This window comes from Pseudomonas sp. R1-43-08, assembly GCF_003852255.1.
In the GTDB taxonomy this organism is placed as follows: Bacteria; Pseudomonadota; Gammaproteobacteria; order Pseudomonadales; family Pseudomonadaceae; genus Aquipseudomonas.
Genome location: NZ_CP027734.1, coordinates 74,969 through 95,357, shown reverse-complemented (window position 1 = coordinate 95,357; position 20,389 = coordinate 74,969). Strand labels below are relative to the sequence as shown.

Here is a 20,389-nt window from a genome sequence, read left to right as displayed (position 1 = left end):
ATCAGAATAAACCATGCAACTTGCCCGATTATTCCGGGACTAAACACCAACATTCATAGTTAGGAGCGCGGGACAGATGGAATCAGCCAAGGAACTTCAAGGCCGCATTCTTTTAGTGGATGACGAGTCCGCGATCCTCCGTACCTTCCGTTATTGCCTGGAAGATGAAGGCTACACCGTTGCCACCGCCAACAGCGCGGCCCAAGCCGATGCCTTGATGCAACGCCAAGTGTTCGATCTGTGCTTCCTGGATTTGCGCCTGGGCGAAGACAATGGCCTGGATGTATTGGCCCAGATGCGTGTCCAGGCGCCATGGATGCGGGTCGTGATCGTGACAGCCCACTCCGCCGTGGACACCGCAGTAGACGCCATTCAAGCCGGCGCCGCCGATTACTTGGTCAAACCGTGCAGCCCGGACCAGTTGCGCCTGGCCACTGCCAAGCAATTGGAAGTGCGCCAGCTGTCGGCACGCCTGGAAGCGCTGGAAGGCGCGGTACGCCAATCCAAGGACGGTCTCGACTCCCACAGCCCGGCGATGATGGTGGTACTGGAAACCGCACGCCAAGTGGCAGGGACCGACGCCAATATTTTGATTCTCGGCGAGTCGGGCACCGGTAAAGGCGAGTTGGCGCGGGCCATTCACGGCTGGAGCAAACGCTCGAAGAAATCCTGCGTAACCATCAACTGCCCCTCGTTGACCGCAGAACTGATGGAAAGCGAATTGTTCGGCCACAGCCGCGGCGCCTTTACCGGTGCCAGCGAAAGCACGTTGGGCCGCGTTAACCAGGCGGACGGCGGCACCTTGTTTCTTGACGAGATCGGCGATTTTCCGCTCACTTTGCAGCCAAAACTGCTGCGTTTCATTCAGGACAAGGAATACGAGCGTGTCGGCGACCCGGTTACCCGTCGCGCTGACGTGCGCATCCTCGCCGCCACCAACCTCAACCTGGAAGACATGGTGCGCGACGGCCGCTTCCGTGAAGACCTGCTGTATCGCCTCAACGTCATCACCCTCCACCTGCCGCCGCTACGCGAACGCAGTGAAGACATCCTCGCCCTGGCCGACCGGTTCCTGGCGCGCTTCGTCAAGGAGTATGCCCGCCCGGCTCGCGGCTTCAGCGATCAGGCACGCGAAGCACTGCTCAACTACCGTTGGCCCGGCAACATCCGGGAGCTGCGCAACGTGGTGGAACGCGCCAGCATCATCTGCCCTCAGGAAAAGGTCGAGATCAGCCACCTTGGCATGGCCGAGCAACCGACCAACAACGCACCGCGCATTGGTGCGGCACTGAGCCTGGACGAGCTGGAGAAAGCCCATATCGGCGCCGTCCTCGCCACCAGCGATACGCTGGACCAGGCCGCTCGCACCCTTGGCATCGATGCGTCGACGCTGTATCGCAAACGTAAACAGTACAACCTATGAGCTGTACCTCATGAAGCTCGCGATGAAACTGCGTACTCGACTATTTCTGAGCATCTCAGCGCTGATCACCGTGGCCCTGCTGGGGCTGGTCCTGGGCCTGGTCAGCGTGATGCAGATGGCCAAGACCCAGGAATCGTTGATTCGCAGCAACTTCGTCACCCTGGAGCTGGGTCTCAAGTTGCGCCAGAGCTTGGGCGATCAACTGATGATGATGCTCGAAAAGCGCCCTGATCCGACTGCCCTGCAAGCTTCCAAGCAGCAATACTTCGACCTGCTGGACCAGGGCATCGCCCATGAACAGCGTGACGGACTGACCCACGGTTTCAGTCAGGCACGCGACGACTACCAGCACCTGCTGCAGGCATTTGACGAATTCCAGCAGAACCCACCTGTACCGGGCAGCAAGGAAAAGCTCACTGAAACCTTCAATACCCTGCGCAATGGGCTAATCGTTCACCACAAACAGGCGCTGGAAAATATCAGCACGAGCGAGCATAGATCCCGCGAACGGGCGCTGTTGATTGCCAGCTTATTGGGGCTGGTAGGCCTTGCGGTGCTGATCATCGGTTTTGTGACCGCGCATGGCATTGCCCGGCGATTCGGCGGGCCAATCGAAGCGCTGGCCAAGGCTGCCGACAAAATCGGGCAAGGCGATTTCGAAGTGACATTGCCGATATCGTCGGCGGCGGAAATGAACCAGCTGACCCGTCGCTTCGGCATCATGGCCGAGGCATTGCGCCAACATCAGGCCACCAATGTCGATGAGCTGCTCGCCGGCCAGCAGCGCTTGCAAGCAGTACTCGACAGCATTGACGACGGCTTGCTGATGATTGATCGCCAGGGCCATCTCGAGCACCTCAACCCTGTGGCGCAACGCCAGCTGGGTTGGGACGAAGCGCGCCTCGGCCAGGGCCTGGGCGAAGCGCTGGGTCGTCCGGAAATGGATGAACAGCTGCACTTGGTGCTGCGCGGCGGCAACCTGGAACGGGCGCCGGAGGATCTGGAGGTAGAGGTCGAAGGCGAGCTGCGCCTGCTGACGTACAGCCTGACCCCGGTCAGCCATACACAGGGGCACATTCTGGGCGCGGTGATGGTGCTGCATGATGTCACCGAGCAGCGGGCCTTTGAGCGGGTGCGCAGCGAGTTCGTATTGCGCGCCTCCCACGAGCTGCGAACACCGGTGACCGGCATGCATATGGCCTTCGGACTGTTCCGCGAGCGGGCCAAGTTCCCGGCGGAGTCACGCGAAGCGGACCTGCTGGATACGGTCAATGAAGAAATGCAGCGGCTGATGCAGTTGATCAACGATTTGCTCAACTTCTCGCGCTATCAGAACGGCCTGCAGAAACTCACGCTGGGGCCATGCGATGTGACTGACCTGCTCGAGCATGCCCGCGCTCGATTCGCCGAGCCGGCGGGCGCGCAAGGTATTGAACTGATGGTGGAGGTGCAATCTGACCTGCCTCGCCTGTATGCCGACCAGGCACAACTGGAGCGCGTGCTCGACAACCTGCTGGGTAACGCCATGCGACACACGGCCGAGAGAGGGCAGATTCGCTTGCAGGCTCGGCGTCATGGTGAGCGGGTAATTATCAGCGTCGAGGACAACGGCGAAGGCATTGCGTACGGCCAGCAAGGACGCATCTTCGAACCTTTCGTGCAGGTGGGGCGCAAAAAAGGCGGCGCCGGCCTGGGGCTGGCGCTGTGCAAGGAGATCGTGCAATTGCACGGCGGCCGCATGGGTGTGTACTCACGGCCGGGGCAGGGCACACAGTTCTATATGGCCTTGCCTCTGTAGGCGCGCGCTTTTGTGGCGAGGGTGCTTGCTGCCTTGCCACAAAAACTTGCCAGCCATTTCAGCGCTGGTTCAAGGCATGCAGGATCGCCGCACTTTCCGCATCCGGCGTTCCGTCAAACAGCGATGGACGGAAATGCATCTGGAACGCGGCGATTACATGACGCGTGGCCACATCCAACTCGCCGGTCTGTGGGGTCTGGTAACCCAGACGGGCCAGTTCTTGCTGGAACCAACTGATGCTTGGCAGTTGCGTGGCGTACTGCGCCTGGAATCGAGCCACCGCCTGGGCATCCGGCCAAATCCCCAGGCCTTCATCGGCCAGACGCTTCCAAGGGAACAACGGGCCAGGGTCCAGCTTGCGCAGCGGGGCGATGTCGCTGTGCCCAATGATGTTCTTGGGGGCGATCCCGTTACGCTTGCTGATGTCCTTGAGCAACACCACCAGTGATTTCACCTGCGCTTCGGAGTACGGGTACCACACCCGACCGGTCGGGGTGTCGCTATAGCCTGGGTTGACGATCTCGATGCCGATGGAGCTGGAATTGAGCCAGGTGCGCCCCATCCATTCACTTTCCCCTGCGTGCCAGGCACGCTGGCTTTCATCAACCAGCTTGTAGAGGGTGCCTGAAGCGTCATCGCCGATCAGGTAATGGCTGCTGACCTGACCATGGGTCAATAACGCCAGGGAGCGCTCAAGGTTGGCCGAGGTGTAATGCACCACAACGAACTGCACACGGTTGTCGTGATTAACCGAAGGATGGCTGGTGTTCAGGCGCGGGCCGCTGGAGCAACCGGCGAGCACAAGAACGGCAAAAGCAATAAAGAGAGATTTCATGGCAGAAGGCATTACGCAGAGGACGATAATGCAACAGTGTAACGTAACGTCAAATCCCAGGCGGCGAAATTACAAAATGGAACATCTTTTACGCCGCCTGCACCTGGTTACGTCCCGCTGCCTTCGCCCTGTAAAGCGCCTCATCTGCGCGCTTGAGCGCCAGGTCACTGCGCTCGCCTGGTTGAAACTGCGCGACCCCCATGGATACCGTGATGGTTACCGGCACGCCCTTGAAGTGAAACGGGCAAGCCTCGATGGCCGCCCGCAACCCTTCACCCACGGCCAGGGCATCCGCCAAGGCTGAGTCGGGCATCAACAACACAAATTCTTCGCCGCCGAAGCGCGCAATAAAATCGGTCGGCCGCAGGCGCTTGCGCAGCACACTGGCAATGATCTTCAGCACTCTATCGCCGGCCAAGTGGCCGTAGCCGTCGTTGATGCGCTTGAAGTGGTCCAGGTCCAGCATGGCCAGTGACAGACTGTTGCCACGTTGATGCCAGGCATTGACCTCCTGATCCAGGCGCTCACTCCAGGCTGCGCGGTTGGGCAGGCCGGTGAGTGGATCGATCAGCGCCTTCTGGCGCTGTATTTCCAAATGCTCACGATAGCCCTGGGCTTCCTGCTCCATGTTCGCCACCCGCTCCGCCAGGCCCTGGAGGCGTGCGGCCACTTCCTGTTCGCGTTGGTCGCGCTGCTGGCGGTGTTCGTCCATGGTGCCGAGCAAGCCTTCAAGGTGGCTCTCCAGCAGTTGCTTGAGGCTGTCCAGATCGGCAGCTTCCTGCACGCTGCTTTGCAGGCCGTCCACTTGCTCGCGAATCTGCGTGTCCAACTGGCGCGCAGCGGAGCGACTGTCGGCGTGACCTTCGCTGGCAACCTGCAGATGGCCCTGGAATGCCTCAAGGCGTTCGTTGAGCTGTTTAAGGTAAGCCTCGAACTCATGCTGGCCGCTGTCGGTGACAGCCAACATCAGCACCGCCAGGTCGTCGAGGATCGGCAGCAGTTCGTACCAGTTCAAGCCATGGGCAAGGCGTTCGCGCATTGCTTCGGCCTGAGGCCGGTGGCGCTCGGGCAGGGACAGGTCTTCCAGCAGGCCGAGCAAGGTGTTTTCAATGTGCTGGGCAACCGAGCTGTAGGACGGCTCGGGCGAATCGGGCAGCGCGTAGAGCCCCTCCGATTGCACTGCATCGGGATCAGGCTCTGCGGTATCCCATACGGGCGGGAGGGAAAGGCTGCCGAGGAGGGTTTCTTCAGGCGTGTCGACTGAGTCTTGGGGCTCTTCGATAAAGGCAGCAAGTGCGCTTTCGGGAGCGGCTTCCTCAGGCGGCACCGCAGGCTCGGGGGTTTTGTCAGGCGTGGACACGGGTGACGTTTGAGCAGGCGCCTCGAACTCAAACGTTGCGCCGGCAGGCACAGGCTCTTTGACCGGTGCAACGGCCTCAGGCTCGGCGGCCGTCACTGTTTGTGGCAACGGTGCAAACGCGCGCAAGGCTTGTGTCAGTTCTTCGGACTGGGCCGGTTCCGCAGGCTCAGGGCCAGGTTTGGGCGCAACGGATTTTGCCGCAGGGAGCACCTCGGGCTCAGGCGCAGAGGTGTCATTGGAGACCTCTTTGGCACCAAACAAGCGTTGCAACAAACCGGGCCCGGAGCGTGGGGTTTCACCCTCTGGCTCCAGGTTTTGCAGCGCCTGCTCTTGCAGGTTGCTCAACTCGCTGAGCAGCAGCGGAATTTCCCGCGCCTGCCCCACCCGAGCGTCGAGCTGTTTCGCGAAGGTCTTCAGCGGGCGCGACACCTCACGGGGCAGCGGCAGTTTCTGCAACTGCGCGACCAGGGCGGTGAGGGCGGAACTGATCTGGTCAACCCGCGTTTCGCGGCGCTGCTCGGAATCCAGCACGGCCTTTTCCAGACGCGGCAGCAGGGCAGCCAGGGCAGCGTCCATGTCGTCGGTGCGCACCACATCGCGCATTTCCTTCATGCATTGATCGACAGCACGGTCAGTGCCTTCGGCCGCCAGCGTGCTGCGCACCAGCCCTCGGCGTAGCAGGTCGAGGCGGGCGGCCCAGCGGCGTTCGAGCTTGTCTTGTTGCTCGATGCTTTTAAGGTATTTCTCTTTCCAGCGCTGGGCGTCGTCGCTCATGCAAGAGGTCCGCGAGGGCCTGGGCTCAACGCGGGTAATGCATCAGCCGTAAGCGAACCCGGCAGACGAATCTCTACCGCGACCGGCAGGTGATCGGAAATGGGCTGCGCCAGCACCTGCACACTTTCCAGTGTGAGGCTCGGGCTGAGCAGGATATGGTCCAGACAGCGCTGCGGACGCCAGCTGGGAAACGTGGCTTCGACCTGCGGCGCCAGCAGGCCGAGGTCGCGCAGCGGGGAATTCTGCAGCAGGTCGTTGGCATGGGTGTTCATGTCACCCATCAGCACCTGGTGCTTGTAGTTGCCGATCAAGTCGCGCACGTAGGCCAACTGAAGGTTGCGCGTACGCCCGCCGAGGGCCAGGTGCATCATCACCACCACCAACGCTTCCGGACCTTCGCCAAAACGCACAAGGATCGCACCTCGCCCTTTGGGGCCCGGCAACGGGTGATCCTCGATGACGGTCGGCTTCAAGCGGCTGAGCACGCCATTGCTGTGCTGCGCCAGGCGCCCGAGGTTGCGATTGAGTTGCTGGTACCAGTAGGGGAAGGCGCCGAGCTGGGCAAGGTGTTCCACCTGGTTGATGTAGCCGGAGCGCAGGCTCCCGCCGTCGGCTTCCTGCAGGGCGACCAGGTCGAAGTCGCTGAGCAGGTCGCCGATTTTTTGCAGATTGCCGGTGCGCCCTTTGTGCGGCAGCAAATGCTGCCAGCCCCGCGTGAGGTAGTGCCGATATTTCTCGGTGCTGTTACCCACCTGGATATTGAAACTGAGCAGCCGCAGGCGGCTGTCTGCCGGCAGGCCTGTGGATTCCAGATGATGTTCGTTGACCCGCGGATCATGCAGGCCTACAACGCGTTCGGTACCCCAGCGGCGCATGGCGAGCCCCTTACTTGGCTGCGCGCTCTTTGGCGATCAGCTGGTCAGCGACATTGAGCGTCTCTTCAGGGCCACCGGTACTGCCCAGGTCAAAACGGTACTTGCCGTTGACGATCAGGGTCGGTACGCCTTGCACGCCATACTTCTGCGCGAGTTCTCTGGCCTGTTTGATCTGGCCCTGGATGGCAAAGGAGTTGAAAGTGGCCAGGAACTTGTCTTTATCGACGCCTTGGGTAGCAACGAAGTCAGCCATTTCGTCTGGCTTGGTCAGGCGCTTGCCTTCTTTCTGGATCGCGTTGAATACCGCGTTATGGACCTTATGCTCCACACCCATGGCTTCCAGGGTCAGGAACAGTTGGCCGTGGGCATCCCATGGGCCGCCGAACATGGCCGGAATGCGCTTGAAGTTCACGTCCTTCGGCAGCTTCTCGGCCCAAGGGTTGATGGTCGGCTCAAAGGCGTAGCAATGCGGGCAACCGTACCAGAACAGCTCCACCACTTCGATCTTGCCGGGTACCGAAACTGGCACCGGGTTAGCCAGTTCTACATAGGTTTTACCGGCTTCAAGCGGCACGTCGGCAGCTTGTGCGGTCATGCCGAAGAGACTGGCAGTAACGAGGGCGGCGCTGAGGATCAGATTACGCATGCTTTACTCCTGGACAAATACGGTCGCCTCACGCGACCTTTAGGTGTGACAGGTCTACGCGGACATGAGTTCGTTAGTGTAACGGCAGCCGCCACAAAAAAGGGCGGCCGTAGCCACCCTTTTTATGCTTGCATCGATGGATTAATCGAGCGTTAACGTTGCAGGCTGTCAGTGCAAGCCTTGGATGTAACTGGAGACTGCCGCAATGTCTTCGTCACTCAGTTTACGGGCGATGGTGCGCATGGTCATTGCGTCGCCATCGTTGGCGCGGCCGGCTTCTTCCTTGCGGAAGTCGGTCAACTGCTTGGCGATGTAAGTGGCGTGCTGGCCGCTCAGGTGCGGGAAGCCTGCCGGGGCGTTGCCTGCGCCATTGGGCGAATGGCAGCCGGTGCAGGCGGGCAGGCCTTTGTCCAGGTCGCCGCCACGAAACAGCTTCTCGCCACGGGCGACCAGTTTCGGATCGGCAGCTCCCACGCTGCCTTTCTGACTGGCAAAATACGCCGCGATGTCAGCCATGTCCTGATCGCTGGAGTTGGCCAGCAAGCCGGTCATTTCCAGCACCACGCGCTTGCCATCCTTGATGTCGTGCATCTGCTTGGTCAGGTAACGTTCACCCTGGCCGGCGAGTTTGGGGAAGTTCGGTGCCGGGCTGTTACCGTCCGGTCCATGGCAAGCACCACACACGGCGGCTTTCGCCTGCCCCGCGGTAGCGTCGCCTGCAGCATGGGCAACACCGGTGATGCCCAAGGTCAACAGCAGACTCACGATCAGTTTGTTCATCAGCTAATCCAACTACGGCTAAGGGTTTAAGAGTTATCTACCGGGTTTACTCACCATCAACTCAATGATGGCCTGGTAATCCTCAGTACTGCAGTCCTTGCACAAACCACGCGGCGGCATTGCCTTGAAACCCCGGGTCATGCGTTACACCGACATGACCACGCAAACTCGGTTGTACAGCGCTTGCGGTTCCTGTGTAGCCTGGGCGCTTTAACGCGCGATCAGGACACCGAAGCGAGTCACCATCAGGTCATACATCGACCTGTTCAGGGTTTGAGAGCGTTTTGCGTTCTAATGCGCAATGAAGGTCTTTCGCTCCCGTGAACTTCATCCTTCGCTGGGACAAAGCACACACAAAATCTGCGGCATTATATACTGGCGCTACTGAAACGGAAACGACACCGCTTGCCGCACCCTTTTTCGGCACCGCCCACATCGGAAATCTCATGCAACTCAAGAATCCCATCCTCGGCCTGTGCCAACAGTCCACCTTCATGCTCAGCGCCGCCAAAGTGGACCAATGCCCCGATGACGAAGGCTTTGAAGTCGCCTTCGCAGGCCGTTCCAACGCCGGTAAGTCCAGCGCACTGAACACCCTGACCCACGCCAGCCTGGCACGCACCTCGAAAACCCCGGGTCGCACGCAGCTGCTCAACTTCTTCAAGCTAGACGATGATCGGCGTCTGGTCGACCTGCCGGGCTACGGTTATGCAAAAGTCCCTATCCCATTGAAGCTGCATTGGCAGCGTCACCTGGAGGCTTACCTGGGTGGCCGGGAGAGTTTGAAGGGGTTGATCCTGATGATGGACATCCGTCATCCAATGACCGATTTCGACCTGTTGATGCTCGACTGGGCGGTCGCCAGCGGCATGCCGATGCATATCCTGCTGACCAAGGCCGACAAGCTGACCTACGGCGCAGCCAAGAACACCCTGCTCAAAGTGCAGACCGAGATCCGTAAGGGTTGGGGCGACGCAATCAGCATCCAACTGTTCTCCGCGCCAAAGCGCATGGGCCTGGAAGACGCCTACACTGTACTGGCCGGCTGGATGGAATTGGCGGACAAAGGCGCTGAGATCGCCGAGTAACTTTTGCGCGGGCAAAAAAAACCCCGGACTTCGTATGGGGAGGGAAGTTCGGGGTCCAAGGTCCGGACCGCTAGGGCGGGGTCCAGATATCTGCCAACACTTAACACAACATAGGAGCATTGAAGGGCTTCACCACCCATTCAGTAACTCTGAGTGACGGTTCACAGGTTAAGTTCCGGCGGGTTCAAAAAACTCTTGGAAATAACTGACGGCAGTTTCCGATCTAAAGCGCCGTGCCATCACGCGCGGTGATGGCGCAGCCGCAGAATCAATGGGCCTCGTCCCAGTTATCGCCAACGCCCACGTCCACCACCAGGGGCACGTCCAACTGCGCGGCAGCGCTCATGTGTTCGCGGAGTCTCTGGCTGACCTCCGGGATCAGATCCTCACGCACCTCCAGTACCAGTTCGTCATGCACCTGAAGGATGACCTTAGCGTCCAGGCCCGACTCGGTCAGCCAATTGTTCACCTTCACCATGGCTTTCTTGATGATGTCCGCCGCCGTGCCCTGCATGGGCGCGTTGATCGCGGTGCGCTCTGCCGCCGCGCGCTCCTGAGGCTTGTTGGAGTTGATATCCGGCACGTACAGGCGCCGCCCGAAGAAGGTTTCCACAAAACCCTGGTCCGCCGCCTGGGCGCGGGTGCGCTCCATGTATTCGCGCACGCCGGGATAGCGTGCGAAGTACACATCGATATAAGCCTTGGCGGTCTTGGTATCGACGCCAATGTCCTTGCCGAGCTTCTGGGCGCCCATGCCGTAGATCAGGCCGAAGTTGATCGCCTTGGCACTGCGGCGCTGGTTGGAGGTGACCTCGCCCAATTCAACCTTGAATACCTCGGCGGCTGTGGCGGTGTGCACGTCCAGGTCGTTGCGAAAGGCGTTCATCAACCCTTCGTCCTTCGACAGGTGCGCCATGATCCGCAGCTCGATCTGCGAATAGTCCGCTGCCAGCAGCTTGTAGCCTTTGGGTGCGATAAACGCCTGGCGAATGCGTCGCCCCTCGGCGGTGCGCACCGGGATGTTCTGCAGGTTCGGATCGCTGGAGGACAAACGCCCGGTCGCCGCCACCGCCTGATGGTAAGACGTATGAATACGCCCGGTACGCGGGTTGATCTGTTCCGGCAGGCGGTCGGTATAGGTGCTTTTCAGCTTGCTCATGCTGCGGTACTGCATGAGCACCTTGGGCAACGGAAAATCATCCTCGGCCAGTTTGGCCAGCACTTCTTCAGCCGTGGATGCCTGGCCCTTGCCGGTCTTCTTCAACACCGGCATCCCGAGTTTCTCGTAGAGAATCGCCCCGAGCTGCTTGGGTGAACCCAGGTTGAATTCCTCACCGGCGATCTCGAATGCCTGGCGCTCCAGCTCGACCATCTTGTTGCCCAGCTCGATGCTCTGGATGCCCAGCAATGCCTTGTCCACCAGCGCGCCCTGACGCTCGATACGCGCCAGCACCGGCACCAACGGCATCTCGATATCCGTCAGCACACTGGCCAGGCTCGGGATCGCCGCCAACTGCGCGTGCAGCTTCTGGTGCAGGCGCAACGTCACGTCGGCATCTTCGGCCGCATACGGGCCGGCTTGCTCAAGGGCGATCTGGTCGAATGTCAGCTGCTTGGCGCCCCTGCCGGCGATGTCCTGGAAGCTGACGGTGTCGTGGTCCAGGTATTTCTTCGCCAGGCTGTCCATGTCATGGCGGGTCGCGGTGGAGTTCAGCACGTAGGATTCGAGCATGGTATCGAAGGCGATGCCACGCACGGTGATGCCCTGCGCAGGGTCACCGCCGATAGCGCAGTTGGCCAGGATATTCATGTCGAACTTGGCGTGCTGGCCGACCTTGAGCTTGGTCGGATCTTCCAGCAACGGCTTCAAGGCCAGCAGCACGGTGTCACGGTCCAATTGATCCGGCGCACCAGTGTAGGCATGGGTCAGCGGAATATAGGCTGCTTCATGGGGCTGCACCGCGAACGAAAGCCCAACCAACTGGGCCTGCTGGGCGTCGATCCCGGTGGTTTCGGTATCGAAGGCAAACAACGGCGCGTCGTTGAGCTTCTTCAGCCACAGATCGAATGTGGCCTGGTCCAGAATGGTGGTGTAAACCGACTCCACCGGCACCGCTATCACCGCCTCAACCGACGCTTCAGCGACGGGCGCAACCTCGTTCGCCGTCTTGAGCTCGACACGCTTGGTATCGCGCTGGATCTCTTCGTACCAGCTCTTGAATTCAAGCAGCGTGTACAGCTCAAGCAGTTTTTCGCGATCCGGCTCGATCAGGTGCAGGTCGTCGAGGCCGATATCCAGGGGCACGTCGATCTTGATCGTCGCCAGCTGATAAGAGAGGAACGCCATCTCCTTGTGCTCTTCCAACTTCGCCGGCAGCGTCTTGGCGCCACGAATCGGCAGGGTCGGCACGATGTCCAACTGCTCATACAGCTCTTTCAGACCGCCGTTCACACCCACCAGCAAACCGGAGGCGGTCTTCGGACCAATCCCGGGAACGCCAGGGATGTTGTCGGACGAATCGCCCATCAACGCCAGATAATCGATGATCTGCTCCGGAGCGACGCCGAATTTCTCCTTTACGCCCTCGATGTCCATCGAACTACCGGTCATGGTGTTGACCAAGGTAATGTGCCCGTCCACCAGCTGCGCCATGTCCTTGTCACCGGTGGAGATCACCACGGGACGGTCAGCGGCCGCACTGCTGCGAGCCAGGGTGCCGATCACGTCATCGGCCTCGACGCCTTCGACGCACAGCAGCGGGAAGCCGAGGGCGATCACGCTGTGGTGCAACGGCTCGATCTGCAGGCGCATGTCATCGGGCATGCTCGGGCGGTTGGCCTTGTATTCGGCGAACATCTCATCGCGAAAGGTTCCGCCCTTGGCGTCGAACACCACGGCGAACGGGCTGTTCGGGTACTGCTTGCGCAGGCTCTTGAGCATATTCAACACGCCCTTGACCGCGCCGGTGGGCAGGCCTTTGGAGGTGGTCAGCGGTGGCAGCGCGTGGAAGGCGCGGTACAGATAAGAAGAACCGTCCACCAGGACGAGGGGCGCTTGGCTCATGAGCAGGATCAACCTTTTCGGCGGGTCAGGCGCTAGAATAGGCCGGACCAATGAAAACAAAGGGACAAGGTTATCATGCGTACATTCAATCGCCTGCTGTTCACTGGCTGGATTGCACTCGCTCCGATGGCTGTCATGGCGGCAGACGATGCGCCGTCGGGCGATCCGGAAGTAACCATTCGCACGGAAGGCGACAAGACTATCCAGGAGTACCGCCAGAACGGCTTCCTGTACGCCATCAAGGTAACGCCCAAAGGTGCTCCACCGTATTTCCTGGTACGCGCCGACGGAACCGACGCGAACTTCATCCGTTCCGACCAGCCGGATATGCTGATTCCGTCATGGAAGATCTTCGAATGGAAATGATTCCCTAACTTCAACGGCGCCGCCCTGAGCGGCGCCCGTAACGGCAGTTTTAACCATGTCTGTGTTTACCCCCCTGGCTCGGCCCGAGCTGGAAACCTTTCTTGCCCCTTACGGGCTCGGCCGCCTGCTTGATTTCCAGGGGATTGCCGCCGGTAGCGAAAACACCAATTTCTTTATCAGCCTGGAACAAGGCGAATTCGTCCTGACCCTGGTTGAACGTGGCCCTGTTGCGGAAATGCCGTTCTTCATCGAGCTGCTCGATGTGCTCCACGACGCCGACCTGCCGGTGCCTTATGCCCTGCGCACTACCGACGGCGTTGCCCTGCGCACGCTTGCCGGCAAACCGGCGCTGCTGCAGCCGCGCCTGGCCGGCAAGCACATCAAGGACGCCAACGCCCAGCATTGCGCCCAGGTGGGCGACCTGCTCGGTCACCTGCATCTGGCGACCCAGGGCGACAAGGTGCTGGAACGCAAGACCGATCGCGGACTGGACTGGATGCTCAGTGAAGGCGCGCAGTTGATTTCGCACCTGAACGACGCGCAACAGCGCCTTCTGCAGGATGCGTTGAGCGAAATCCAGGCCCACAAGGCGCAGATCCTTGCCTTGCCGCGCGCCAACGTTCATGCCGACCTGTTCCGCGACAACGCGATGTTTGAAGGCACCCACCTGACCGGCCTGATCGACTTCTACAACGCCTGCTCGGGGCCGATGCTGTACGACGTCGCCATCGCCTTGAATGACTGGTGTTCGGATGCCGACGGCGTGATTGACGGGCAGCGCGCCCGTGCGTTGCTTGGGGCTTACGCGGGGCTGCGGCCGTTTACCGCGAAGGAAGCCGAGCTGTGGCCGACCCTGCTGCGCGTGGCGTGCGTGCGGTTCTGGCTGTCGCGGCTGATCGCAGCCGAGTCGTTTGCCGGGCAGGATGTGTTGATTCATGACCCGGCGGAGTTCGAGCATCGCTTGGCGCAACGCCAGCAGATTAGCGTCCACCTGCCATTCGCGCTCTAAAGACCTGCTCGGTCAAAAATGTGGGAGGGGGCTTGCCCCCGATAGCGGTAAGTCAGCCAACTTATGTATCAACTGCCCCAAAGCCATCGGGAGCAAGCCCCCTCCCACATTTGATCTGCAATGGCAGTCAGAGCGATTCCAGGCAGCCAGCCAGGTCATTGCCCAGTTTTTCCAGCACCTGCTCGTAACCCTGGGCCGTGGCCGGGGTGTAGCCGCCCAGCGCGTCCAATTCCGCGAGCTTCACCGGCAAACCCGCCACCAGCGTCTCCGCCAACCTTGGTCGCAACGGTGGCTCGCTGAACACACAGGTCTTGCCCACTTCCTGTAACCGCGTGCGCATCGCCGCCACATGCTGGGCGCCTGGCTGCACTTCGGCTGCAACGGCGAATACGCCGGCGTGCTTCAAACCGTAGGCGTCTTCGAAGTAATCAAAAGCTTCGTGAAACACAAAGTAAGGTTTGCCCTCAACGCCGGCCAAACGCTGCTTCAGGCGCACATCCAGCGCATCCAGGCGAGCCTCGAAGGCCTTTGCGTTGCTCTGGTAACGCGCGGCATTGGCCGGGTCGGCGGCACTGAGGTCAGCCGCCATACGCGCCGCGATCACCCGCGCATTCACCGTCGACAGCCACAGATGTGCATCCACACTGCCGGGGCGATGATCGTGGTCATGTTCGTCGGCTTCATCGGCGTGGGAGTGGCTATCTTCGCCGAACCGGCGCAGTTTCATACCCGGCAGGTCCTGCACGGCCACCGTTGTCGCCGTACGGCCTTTCAGCACGCGCGGCAGAAATGTTTCCATGTCCGGCCCGATCCAGTAGAGCAGGTCTACCGACTGCACGCGCCGTACGTCGGATGGGCGTAATGCGAAGTTATGCGGCGATGCACCCGGTGGCAGCAACACCTCCGGAACCGCTACACCGTCCTGCACAGCAGCGGCAATCAGTTGCAGCGGCTTGATGCTGGTCAGCACCTTGACCTCGGCCTGAGCGGCGCCAGCCATGAACAAACTGGTGACAAATACGACAAAAACGGGAAAAAGTCGGGACACGATGACCACTCAATGGCGTAGGAACGGGTAACATAATAACGTCTCTATCAAATATCTGTCGCCGCTCATGCCTATAACACCGCTTGCCAGCCGTCCCCACGATCACTCTCACTGCGTTCACACGGCGCTGTCGGAGGCCGACACCCTGTGTGCGCAGAAGGGTTTGCGCCTGACCGCGCTGCGTCGACGCGTGCTGGAGTTGGTGTGGCAAAGCCACAAGCCGCTGGGCGCGTATGACATCCTCGGCGTACTCAGCGAGCAGGACGGCCGCCGCGCTGCGCCACCCACGGTTTACCGTGCGCTGGATTTCCTGCTGGAAAACGGCCTGGTGCACCGCATTGCTTCGCTCAATGCCTTTGTTGGCTGCAACCACCCGGAACACGCGCATCAGGGCCAGTTCCTGATTTGCCGCCAGTGCCACGCCGCCATCGAGCTTGAACAGAAAAGCATCAGTGACGCCATCATCAAAAGCGCCGCCGAGGTTGGTTTCAGCGTCGAAGGGCAAACGGTCGAAGTGGTCGGCCTGTGCTCGGGCTGTCAGGGGGCTTGATGAGCAACGCGTTAATTCGCCTGGAACAGGTCGGGGTCACCTTCGCCGGGCAAAACGTGCTGGATGACATTGCGTTGAGCGTGGAGCCGGGGCAGATCGTTACCCTGATCGGCCCCAATGGCGCCGGCAAGACCACCCTGGTGCGCGCCGTGCTGGGCCTGCTCAAGCCCGACCGTGGCAGCGTATGGCGCAGGCCCAAACTGCGCGTGGGCTATATGCCGCAGAAGCTGCATGTAGACCCGACACTCCCGCTTTCCGTACTGCGTTTCCTGCGCCTGGTGCCCGGGGTCGACCGTGCCCGCGCGCAAGCGGCACTCAAGGAGGTCGGCGCCGAACAGGTGATCGACAGCCCGGTGCAGAGCATCTCCGGCGGTGAAATGCAGCGCGTGCTGCTGGCTCGCGCACTGTTGCGCGAACCGGAGTTGCTGGTGCTCGATGAGCCGGTGCAAGGCGTCGACGTCGCCGGGCAGGCCGAGCTGTACAGTCTGATCACCCGTCTGCGCGACCGTCACGGCTGCGGTGTGCTGATGGTCTCCCACGATTTGCACCTGGTGATGAGCACCACCGACCAAGTGGTCTGCCTCAACCGTCACGTGTGCTGCTCCGGCCATCCGGAACAGGTCAGCGGCGACCCGGCGTTCGTCGAGCTGTTCGGTAAGAACGCGCAAAGCCTGGCGATCTACCATCACCACCACGACCATGCCCATGATCTGCACGGCGCCGTGGTTGACGACCCCGCCGCACCCCACCCTCATGTTCATGGAGATAGCTGCAAGCATGGCTGATTTTCTGCTCTACGCCCTGCTGGCAGGCTTGGCTTTGGCGTTGGTAGCGGGCCCGTTGGGCTCGTTCGTGGTCTGGCGGCGCATGGCGTACTTTGGCGACACGTTGTCCCATGCCGCGCTGCTCGGGGTGGCCATGGGCTTCCTGCTGGACGTGAGCCCGACCATCGCCGTAACGGTCGGCTGCCTGCTGCTAGCGGTATTACTGGTGACGCTGCAACAGCGCCAGCCACTGGCCTCCGATACGCTGCTGGGCATCCTGGCGCCGAGTACCTTGTCCCTGGGCCTGGTGGTGCTGAGCTTCATGCATGAAGTGCGCATCGACCTGATGGCCTATCTGTTTGGCGATCTGCTGGCGATCAGCCCTGTTGATCTTATGTGGATTCTCGGCGGCAGCGCGGCGGTGCTGGTGCTGCTGGTGAGCCTGTGGCGCCCGCTGCTGGCGATCACCGTGCATGAGGAACTTGCCACGGTGGAAGGTTTGCCCGTACCGGCCTTGCGTTTGGCGCTGATGCTGTTGATCGCGGTGGTGATCGCTGTCGCGATGAAGATTGTCGGCGTATTGTTGATCACGTCGCTGTTGATCATTCCCGCAGCCGCTGCTCAACGCCATGCTCGTTCGCCGGAGCAAATGGCAATCGGCGCCAGCCTGTTGGGCATGCTGGCAGTGTGTGGGGGCCTGGCGTTGTCATGGTTCAAGGACACGCCAGCCGGGCCGTCGATTGTGGTATCGGCGGCCGCCCTGTTTCTGCTGAGTTTTGTCCTGCCCCGTCGAGGGGTGTAGACTTGCTCGCTTTTTGCGCAAATAGAGAGTCGCAGGAATGAAGCCGTTCACCTTCCGTTATCTGCTCCTTGCCGCATTTTCCCTGCTGCTGGGCGCCTGTCAAAGCACACCGCCCGCCGCCCCCGAAGCGCTGGATCCGCGTGCTGCGGCCATCGCGCAACTGGAGCAAAACCTGGCCAGCAGCGAATTGGCCACCGCCGAAGACCAGCTCGCCACCTTGCAGGCCCAATCGCCCAACGATCCGGCGCTCGAGGCTTACCAGCGGCAATTGGCCGAAGCCTACCTGCAGCGCAGCCAGATCGTGCTGCAAAAGGGTGACGTCAACGCCGCCGCCACAGCCCTGAGCCGGGCCCGCGCACTGATGCCCAAGGCCCCGGCCCTGACCGGTGGCGTCAACAGCGCCATCAGCCATGCGCGCAAAGCCGAGCTGGATCAGGCCGAGGCTGCCTTGAAAGCGGCCGAAGCCAAGCCCGCCGCCAAGGTCATCGACCCGGCGGCGCCGAGCACCACCGTGGCGTTGAACCTGGCGGATGTCGACGCCATGCGCCATCAGCTGGATGCTATCGCCACCGACGTGGTGAATTACCAGTGCGACGTCAGCATCCAGGTGCCGCGCACCGAGGATTACCCGTGGCTGGCCACGTTGCTGACCAAACGGGTGAAACGTATTGATGCAGGGTATGACCTGAAGATTCACCGGCAGATTTTGAAACACATTCCGGCGCAGGTTGTGCTGATTCCGCGTAAAGCCGACTAAAAGCATCGGGGGCAAGCCCCCTCCCACATTTGAATCGTGAATGCATTCAAAGGTGGGAGGGGGCTTGCCCCCGATGGCGATCTAACAAACAACCCAATAATTAAGCCGGAATCGCCTTGGACTTCGGCTCACGCTCCCACACCCGATGCTGGGCAATCGCGGCGAAGAACGCCTTGAACGCCTTGGCATCCGCGCCCACGATCAACCCCGCATCCGCCTCCAGCTTCAGCAGATCCAACAAGGGCTTCACGTCACTGGCCACCGCAATGGCCTTCAGGTGCTTGTACGCTTCCAGTACGTAATGCAGCGCCACGCCGTCGCCGCTCAGCGCCTTGACCGACTCCTTGCCGCCAGGGATAAACACCGCGTCAAACGCAATGGACGGCATGCCTTCCATCGACGCATCCACCGGCAGCGACTTGCCATCGACAGTGGTCACAGGCGCCGAAGTCGGCCCGAGCAACTTGGCATGCGCACCTTCAGCTTCCAGGGCTGCCTTGAGAGCATCAATCGCCGCACCGTCCACGCCGTTAGCCGCCAGAATTGCCACTTTGCGCGTCTTGATGTCGCCGGACAGCAGATTCACCTGGCTCAATGCCGGCGATTCCTTCAACGACGTTTCACGCGCAGGCACTGTGCCTTTGGTCGGCGCCGGTAAGCCCAGGTTCTGCGCGACGCGCTTGGCCAGTTCCAGGTCGATGTTGGCCAGGATCTCGTTGACCTGCCGCGCGCGGATAAACTCACGCTCCACCTTGCCCAGCTCAAAGCTATAAGCCGCGATGATGTGCTCTTTCTCATGATGGCTCATGCTGTTGAAGAACAGCGTGGCCTGGGAGAAATGGTCGCCGAACGATTCACTGCGCTCGCGCACTTTGTTGGCATCGACGCGCTCGTAGTAAGTCTCGAAGCCACCATCGGTCGGGCCGGCAGGGGTTTCCTTCGGCCAGCCGCCATCGATGGAGTTGGGCTCATAGGCCGCGCGCCCTTTGTCGATCACGGTGCGGTGCTGAGCGTCGCGCTGGCCGTTGTGGAAAGGCACCACCGGGCGGTTGATCGGGATCTCATGGAAGTTCGGGCCGCCAAGACGGCTGATCTGGGTATCCGTGTAGGAAAACAGACGGCCTTGCAGCAGCGGGTCATTGGTGAAGTCGATACCCGGAACGATATGGCCTGGGCAAAACGCAACCTGTTCGACCTCGGCAAAGAAATTATCCGGGTTGCGGTTAAGCACCATCTTGCCCAGCGGGGTGATCGGCACCAACTCTTCCGGGATGATCTTGGTCGGGTCGAGCAGGTCGAAATCGAATTTGTGTTCGTCTTCTTCCGCTACGATCTGCACGCCCAGTTCCCATTCGGGGTAATCGCCGCTCTCAATCGATTCCCACAGGTCGCGACGGTGGTAATCGGTATCTTTACCTGCAAGCTTTTGCGCTTCGTCCCACACCAGGGAGCAGGTGCCGACCTTTGGCCGCCAGTGGAATTTGACGAAGCTCGACTTGCCTTCGGTATTGATCAGACGGAAGGTGTGCACGCCAAAACCCTGCATTGCGCGCAGGCTTTTTGGAATCGCACGGTCAGACATGGCCCAGATCACCATGTGCGCCGACTCCGGCTGCAACGAAACAAAATCCCAGAACGTATCGTGCGCCGAGCCGCCCGTAGGAATCTCGTTGTGCGGCTCAGGTTTTACCGCGTGTACAAAGTCAGGAAACTTGATCGCGTCCTGAATGAAGAACACCGGCATGTTGTTGCCCACCAGGTCGAAGTTGCCTTCGTCGGTGAAAAATTTCACGGCGAAACCGCGTACGTCACGCACCGTGTCACCGGAACCGCGCGGCCCCTGCACCGTGGAAAAACGCGCGAACACCGGCGTTTTATGCTCCGGAGTGCGTAGGAAACCAGCCTTGGTCAGCGCCGAATGGTCGCCGTAGCTCTGGAAATAGCCATGGGCGCCGGTGCCACGGGCATGCACGATGCGCTCCGGGATGCGCTCATGGTCAAAGTGCGTGATTTTTTCACGCATGATGAAATCTTCCAGCAGCGAAGGGCCACGGGCACCGACCTTCAAGGTGTTCTGGTTGTCGGAGATCTTCACGCCCTGGTTAGTGCGCAGGGCCTGGCCGGTCGCATCGGAACGGAATTCTTCCAACGCCTGCAATTTGGTGTTGGTATTGCCTCGGTCCAGGGTATCGGTACCCGCGAGTTCACTCTTCGGCGGGGTGCCTGGCTTCTTGGTACTCATCAGTCAAAACTCCTTAGTCAAAGTGGCCAGAGCGGTCCCCGGCTCGTTTGAATGAAGCCCCGGGCACGGCACCCGGAACATCGCATTGCTTTAGTAGTGACTGATAGCGTTATGAGCCGTTCCCTTTTTATGACCTTCGGTCTCGTTATTGCCAAATCGCAGGATAGATACGAAATAAATGCTAAGAATCACTGGATGGACAGGCTAA

17 protein-coding genes and 1 pseudogene are annotated in these 20,389 nt (G+C 60.7%); 9 read left to right on the top strand and 9 right to left on the bottom strand.

Going from position 1 to position 20,389, the window contains the following annotated elements:
- Positions 1 to 76: 76 nt before the first annotated feature.
- Both algB and C4J87_RS00440 read left to right on the top strand, forming a co-directional pair.
- Positions 77 to 1,423: a sigma-54-dependent response regulator transcription factor AlgB gene (gene algB, locus C4J87_RS00445; protein WP_124360652.1), complete on the top strand. Its 1,347-nt coding sequence runs from the start codon at positions 77 to 79 to the stop codon at positions 1,421 to 1,423.
- 10 nt (positions 1,424 to 1,433) lie between these two features.
- The gene (locus C4J87_RS00440; protein WP_124365299.1) at positions 1,434 to 3,221 is read left to right on the top strand and encodes a KinB sensor domain-containing domain; all 1,788 of its coding nucleotides are present in this window, start codon (positions 1,434 to 1,436) and stop codon (positions 3,219 to 3,221) included.
- Positions 3,222 to 3,279: 58 nt separating this feature from the next.
- On the opposite strand, the gene C4J87_RS00435 is transcribed toward C4J87_RS00440, so the two are convergent.
- The 6 genes and pseudogenes from C4J87_RS00435 to C4J87_RS26220 all read right to left on the bottom strand — a co-directional run bounded on the left by C4J87_RS00435 (position 3,280) and on the right by C4J87_RS26220 (position 8,737).
- Positions 3,280 to 4,056 (bottom strand): N-acetylmuramoyl-L-alanine amidase, encoded by a 777-nt coding sequence (locus C4J87_RS00435; protein WP_124365298.1) that lies wholly within the window; start codon positions 4,054 to 4,056, stop codon positions 3,280 to 3,282.
- Positions 4,057 to 4,144: 88 nt separating this feature from the next.
- The gene (locus C4J87_RS00430) at positions 4,145 to 6,190 is read right to left on the bottom strand and encodes a GGDEF domain-containing protein (RefSeq protein WP_124365297.1); all 2,046 of its coding nucleotides are present in this window, start codon (positions 6,188 to 6,190) and stop codon (positions 4,145 to 4,147) included.
- Positions 6,187 to 7,065, bottom strand: coding sequence for an endonuclease/exonuclease/phosphatase family protein (locus C4J87_RS00425; RefSeq protein WP_124360648.1), 879 nt, complete (start codon positions 7,063 to 7,065; stop codon positions 6,187 to 6,189). The genes C4J87_RS00430 and C4J87_RS00425 overlap by 4 nt, the downstream gene beginning before the upstream one ends.
- Positions 7,066 to 7,075: 10 nt before the next feature.
- A complete protein-coding gene (dsbA, locus tag C4J87_RS00420; RefSeq protein WP_124365296.1) occupies positions 7,076 to 7,711 on the bottom strand; it encodes a thiol:disulfide interchange protein DsbA in 636 nt (211 codons plus the stop codon).
- 168 nt (positions 7,712 to 7,879) lie between these two features.
- A complete protein-coding gene (locus C4J87_RS00415) occupies positions 7,880 to 8,491 on the bottom strand; it encodes a cytochrome c4 (RefSeq protein ID WP_124365295.1) in 612 nt (203 codons plus the stop codon).
- Between the two features lie 33 nt (positions 8,492 to 8,524).
- Positions 8,525 to 8,737 (bottom strand): annotated as a pseudogene (locus tag C4J87_RS26220) (cytochrome).
- A 200-nt stretch (positions 8,738 to 8,937) separates the two neighbouring features.
- Here C4J87_RS26220 and yihA point away from each other — a divergent pair.
- Positions 8,938 to 9,579, top strand: coding sequence for a ribosome biogenesis GTP-binding protein YihA/YsxC (gene yihA, locus C4J87_RS00405; RefSeq protein WP_124360645.1), 642 nt, complete (start codon positions 8,938 to 8,940; stop codon positions 9,577 to 9,579).
- A gap of 268 nt (positions 9,580 to 9,847) precedes the next feature.
- On the opposite strand, the gene polA is transcribed toward yihA, so the two are convergent.
- On the bottom strand, positions 9,848 to 12,643 hold the full coding sequence (polA, locus tag C4J87_RS00400) for a DNA polymerase I (RefSeq protein WP_124365294.1): 2,796 nt from the start codon (positions 12,641 to 12,643) through the stop codon (positions 9,848 to 9,850).
- 75 nt (positions 12,644 to 12,718) lie between these two features.
- Between polA and C4J87_RS00395 the strand changes: the two genes are divergently transcribed.
- Both C4J87_RS00395 and C4J87_RS00390 read left to right on the top strand, forming a co-directional pair.
- Complete coding sequence (locus tag C4J87_RS00395) at positions 12,719 to 13,009, top strand: DUF2782 domain-containing protein (protein ID WP_124365293.1); 291 nt, start codon at positions 12,719 to 12,721, stop codon at positions 13,007 to 13,009.
- A gap of 55 nt (positions 13,010 to 13,064) precedes the next feature.
- The gene (locus C4J87_RS00390; RefSeq protein ID WP_124365292.1) at positions 13,065 to 14,018 is read left to right on the top strand and encodes a homoserine kinase; all 954 of its coding nucleotides are present in this window, start codon (positions 13,065 to 13,067) and stop codon (positions 14,016 to 14,018) included.
- A gap of 127 nt (positions 14,019 to 14,145) precedes the next feature.
- Here the strand turns inward: C4J87_RS00390 and C4J87_RS00385 are convergent, their stop codons facing one another.
- Positions 14,146 to 15,075 (bottom strand): zinc ABC transporter substrate-binding protein, encoded by a 930-nt coding sequence (locus C4J87_RS00385; RefSeq protein ID WP_124360641.1) that lies wholly within the window; start codon positions 15,073 to 15,075, stop codon positions 14,146 to 14,148.
- A 58-nt stretch (positions 15,076 to 15,133) separates the two neighbouring features.
- Here C4J87_RS00385 and zur point away from each other — a divergent pair, with 58 nt between their 5' ends.
- Genes zur through C4J87_RS00365 form a run of 4 tightly spaced genes read left to right on the top strand, consistent with a single transcriptional unit; the run spans position 15,134 to position 17,939 of the window.
- Positions 15,134 to 15,616, top strand: coding sequence for a zinc uptake transcriptional repressor Zur (gene zur, locus C4J87_RS00380; RefSeq protein ID WP_124365291.1), 483 nt, complete (start codon positions 15,134 to 15,136; stop codon positions 15,614 to 15,616).
- On the top strand, positions 15,616 to 16,401 hold the full coding sequence (gene znuC, locus C4J87_RS00375) for a zinc ABC transporter ATP-binding protein ZnuC (protein WP_124360639.1): 786 nt from the start codon (positions 15,616 to 15,618) through the stop codon (positions 16,399 to 16,401). The genes zur and znuC overlap by 1 nt, the downstream gene beginning before the upstream one ends.
- Entirely contained in the window at positions 16,394 to 17,182 is a 789-nt protein-coding gene (gene znuB, locus C4J87_RS00370; RefSeq protein ID WP_124360638.1) for a zinc ABC transporter permease subunit ZnuB, read from the top strand. Before znuC ends, znuB begins: the two co-directional genes overlap by 8 nt.
- Before the next feature lie 37 nt (positions 17,183 to 17,219).
- Positions 17,220 to 17,939 carry a PA5502 family lipoprotein gene (locus tag C4J87_RS00365; RefSeq protein WP_124365290.1) on the top strand — a complete coding sequence of 240 codons (720 nt, stop codon included), beginning with the start codon at positions 17,220 to 17,222 and terminating at the stop codon, positions 17,937 to 17,939.
- Between the two features lie 100 nt (positions 17,940 to 18,039).
- On the opposite strand, the gene katE is transcribed toward C4J87_RS00365, so the two are convergent.
- Positions 18,040 to 20,181, bottom strand: coding sequence for a catalase HPII (katE, locus tag C4J87_RS00360; RefSeq protein WP_124365289.1), 2,142 nt, complete (start codon positions 20,179 to 20,181; stop codon positions 18,040 to 18,042).
- Positions 20,182 to 20,389: the final 208 nt, after the last annotated feature.

Coding starts and splice junctions, on each gene's coding strand:
- algB (WP_124360652.1), top strand. CDS start 77: ATGGAATCAGCCAAGGAACTTCAAGGCCGCATTCTTTTAGTGGATGAC.
- C4J87_RS00440 (WP_124365299.1), top strand. CDS start 1,434: ATGAAGCTCGCGATGAAACTGCGTACTCGACTATTTCTGAGCATCTCA.
- C4J87_RS00435 (WP_124365298.1), bottom strand. CDS start 4,056: ATGAAATCTCTCTTTATTGCTTTTGCCGTTCTTGTGCTCGCCGGTTGC.
- C4J87_RS00430 (WP_124365297.1), bottom strand. CDS start 6,190: ATGAGCGACGACGCCCAGCGCTGGAAAGAGAAATACCTTAAAAGCATC.
- C4J87_RS00425 (WP_124360648.1), bottom strand. CDS start 7,065: ATGCGCCGCTGGGGTACCGAACGCGTTGTAGGCCTGCATGATCCGCGG.
- dsbA (WP_124365296.1), bottom strand. CDS start 7,711: ATGCGTAATCTGATCCTCAGCGCCGCCCTCGTTACTGCCAGTCTCTTC.
- C4J87_RS00415 (WP_124365295.1), bottom strand. CDS start 8,491: ATGAACAAACTGATCGTGAGTCTGCTGTTGACCTTGGGCATCACCGGT.
- yihA (WP_124360645.1), top strand. CDS start 8,938: ATGCAACTCAAGAATCCCATCCTCGGCCTGTGCCAACAGTCCACCTTC.
- polA (WP_124365294.1), bottom strand. CDS start 12,643: ATGAGCCAAGCGCCCCTCGTCCTGGTGGACGGTTCTTCTTATCTGTAC.
- C4J87_RS00395 (WP_124365293.1), top strand. CDS start 12,719: ATGCGTACATTCAATCGCCTGCTGTTCACTGGCTGGATTGCACTCGCT.
- C4J87_RS00390 (WP_124365292.1), top strand. CDS start 13,065: ATGTCTGTGTTTACCCCCCTGGCTCGGCCCGAGCTGGAAACCTTTCTT.
- zur (WP_124365291.1), top strand. CDS start 15,134: ATGCCTATAACACCGCTTGCCAGCCGTCCCCACGATCACTCTCACTGC.
- znuC (WP_124360639.1), top strand. CDS start 15,616: ATGAGCAACGCGTTAATTCGCCTGGAACAGGTCGGGGTCACCTTCGCC.
- znuB (WP_124360638.1), top strand. CDS start 16,394: ATGGCTGATTTTCTGCTCTACGCCCTGCTGGCAGGCTTGGCTTTGGCG.
- C4J87_RS00365 (WP_124365290.1), top strand. CDS start 17,220: ATGAAGCCGTTCACCTTCCGTTATCTGCTCCTTGCCGCATTTTCCCTG.
- katE (WP_124365289.1), bottom strand. CDS start 20,181: ATGAGTACCAAGAAGCCAGGCACCCCGCCGAAGAGTGAACTCGCGGGT.